General features: G+C 62.2%; 2 protein-coding genes and 1 pseudogene. All 3 read right to left on the bottom strand.

Annotation, left to right across the window (positions count from 1 at the left end; genetic code table 11):
• Positions 1-364, bottom strand: a pseudogene (locus AC1D1Z_RS36125) (sugar ABC transporter substrate-binding protein); the annotation flags it as partial.
• 88 nt (positions 365-452) lie between these two features.
• On the bottom strand, positions 453-1973 hold the full coding sequence (locus tag AC1D1Z_RS36120) for an aldehyde dehydrogenase family protein (protein WP_477853599.1): 1521 nt from the start codon (positions 1971-1973) through the stop codon (positions 453-455).
• The coding region (locus AC1D1Z_RS36115) for an enoyl-CoA hydratase/isomerase family protein (RefSeq protein ID WP_477853597.1) at positions 1973-2599 on the bottom strand (627 nt) is incomplete at its 5' end. The genes AC1D1Z_RS36120 and AC1D1Z_RS36115, both read right to left, overlap by 1 nt.

The raw sequence follows: 2599 nt of genomic DNA, 5'->3' as shown, positions 1-2599 counted from the left end.
GAACCGACTTGTCCCAGCCTTCCTTCTTCGCCGTCTCCGTCAGATCGCCCATGACGCCGGCCTGGGCATAATCGAGCACGGTATAACCGAGCATCTGCGAGGCTGTCGGATAGGTGCCGGCCGCGACCATTGCCTTCAGCGCCGTCATCGCCGCATCGCCGCCACCGCCGGCAACCGGCACGTCCTTCCAGGCAAAACCTTCCTTCGAAAGATCCTGCTTCAATACGTTCAAAGCCGCCGCCTCGCCACCTGACGTCCACCAGTGCAGCATCTGCACTTCCTTCACGTCGGCTGCGCGTACGGACACGCTGGCGCTAGCCAGAGCCAATGCGATCATTGCGGTCGTGGTCAAAAACCTGTTCATCGAAGAACCTCCCAGTTCAAGTTTGGAAGATGCGGGACCCATTCCCGCACCAATCACCCGCCCTCCTCGAGCGTAGTTCGGCCACCGGCTAAGCCAGCTTTTCCGTCTGCGGCATCCACCAGCTGGTGCGTTTGCCGATATGCATGTTGAGTGTCTTGGTCTCGGTGTAATCTTCGACCGCATGGCGGCCGAGCTCGCGACCAAGGCCGCTTTGCTTGTAACCGCCGAAGGGAAGTTCCGAGGCGCCGTCCATGAAGGTGTTCATCCAGACCGTCCCCGCCCGCACCGATCGGCCGATCGTCAGGCACGTGTCGAAATCGCGGCTCCAGACACCGGCCGACAGGCCGTAGTCGATGGAATTCGCAATCCTGATCGCCTCGGCTGATGTCTCGAATGTCAGGACCGAAAGCACCGGACCAAAGACTTCCTCGCGCGCCACGGCCATATCAGGGGTGACCTCTTCGAGGATCGTCGGCGACATGAACTGCCCCATGCCGAGATCGAGCGTCTCGCCGCCATGGGCGACGCGGGCACCGCCGCTCCTCGCCCCGGCGACGTATCCCGATATCTTCTCCAGGTGCTGCGGCGTGATGATCGCGCCCACCTGCGTCGAAGGATCAAGAGGGTCGCCGACCTTCACTGCCTTCGACAATTCGGCAATCCGCTTGACGACATCGGAAGCGATTGATTTGTGAAGGATCAGCCGCGAGCCGGCATTGCAGCACTCGCCGGCATTGAAGTATGCGCCGAAGACCGCGGCATCGATGAACGCATCGAGATCGGCATCCGGGAACACGATCTGCGGGTTCTTCCCACCCAGTTCCAGCGAGACCTTCTTCAGCGTCTGTGCAGCATTCGACATCGTCAGCTTTCCGACACCGGTCGAGCCGGTGAACGACACCATGTCGACGTCGGGATGGGAGGTCATGACCGCGCCGACCTCTGGTCCCGTGCCGGTGACAATGTTGACGACACCATCCGGAATGCCGGCCTGCTGCAGGATCTCGCCCAGCACGAGCGTCGATCCTGAGGTCAGCTCCGAGGGCTTGACGACGGTCGTGCAACCTGCGGCCAGAGCGAATGGCAGCTTCTGGCCGACGATCAGGAACGGAAAGTTCCAGGGCGTGATGATCGAGACTACGCCGATCGCTTCGCGCAAGACGACGCCCAATGTGCCATCGCCGAGCGTGTTATAGCTTTCACCATGGAGGTCGCGGGCAAGAGCCGCCGCGTAGCGCCATATGTCAACGGAGCCGGCAATTTCTCCCCGCACCTGCTTGATCGGCTTTCCTGCCTCGATAGCATCGAGAAATGCAAGCTCCTCTGCGCGCGCCGCGATCAGGTCGGCAGCCTTGAGCAGGATGGCGGACCGTTCGGAAGCGGTCATTCGAGGCCACGGCCCGAGGTCGAACGCCTTGCGTGCCGCAGCGATCGCACGTTCGGCGTCGTTCTTGCTACCGGTCGGAAACCGGCTGATCACGACGCCATGGCTCGGCGCGACACGCTCGATCTGATCGGAGGCACCAGCCTCCCATTTGCCATCGATGAGCATCTTGAAATCACGCGCTTTGTGGTCGCTGAGCGCGGTGGGGTTGACGAGAACCGTCATTACCATTCTCCCTTGAACGTTGCCGGGCGCTTCTCGCTGAATGATGCGACGCCCTCCTTCAGATCGCCGGTCTTCGCAGCGAGGATCGAGCCAAGGGCTTCGACCGCGGTTCCATTGTCTTCGCCGTTCGCCGATGCGATCATCAACTTCGCGATCTCGGTCGCAGCCGGCCCCCTTGCGGCGATCCGCTGCGCATATTCCCTGGCAGCGGTCACCGCGTTTCCGGTGGGAACGACCGCGTCCACGATACCCAGCAGGCGTGCTTCTTCGGCGGTGAATATCTCGCCGCCGAGCGCCATGCGTCGGACGGCCTGCGCCCCGAACCGGCGCACAAGACGCTGAGTCCCGGACCAGCCCGGCACCATCCCAAGGCCGGTTTCCGGCAGACCAATCTTGATCTGCTCCTCTGCAAGGCGAATGTCGGCAACCCCTGCAAGTTCAAGCCCTCCTCCGAGGGCGTGGCCATTCAGAGCCGCGATGAGCGGCACCCGCAGGGTCGCCAGTCTTTCGAAGATACGGTGACCGTGCCGAACCCAGAGATGACCGAACTCCTGAGGCAACATTCCGCCCCAGGCCTTGATATCGCCTCCGGCGGAAAAGCCCTTTCCTTCGCCCGTGAGAATAAT

The organism is Rhizobium sp. P1_E1, from assembly GCF_056406015.1.
This window is presented reverse-complemented; position numbering and strand designations above follow the sequence as displayed.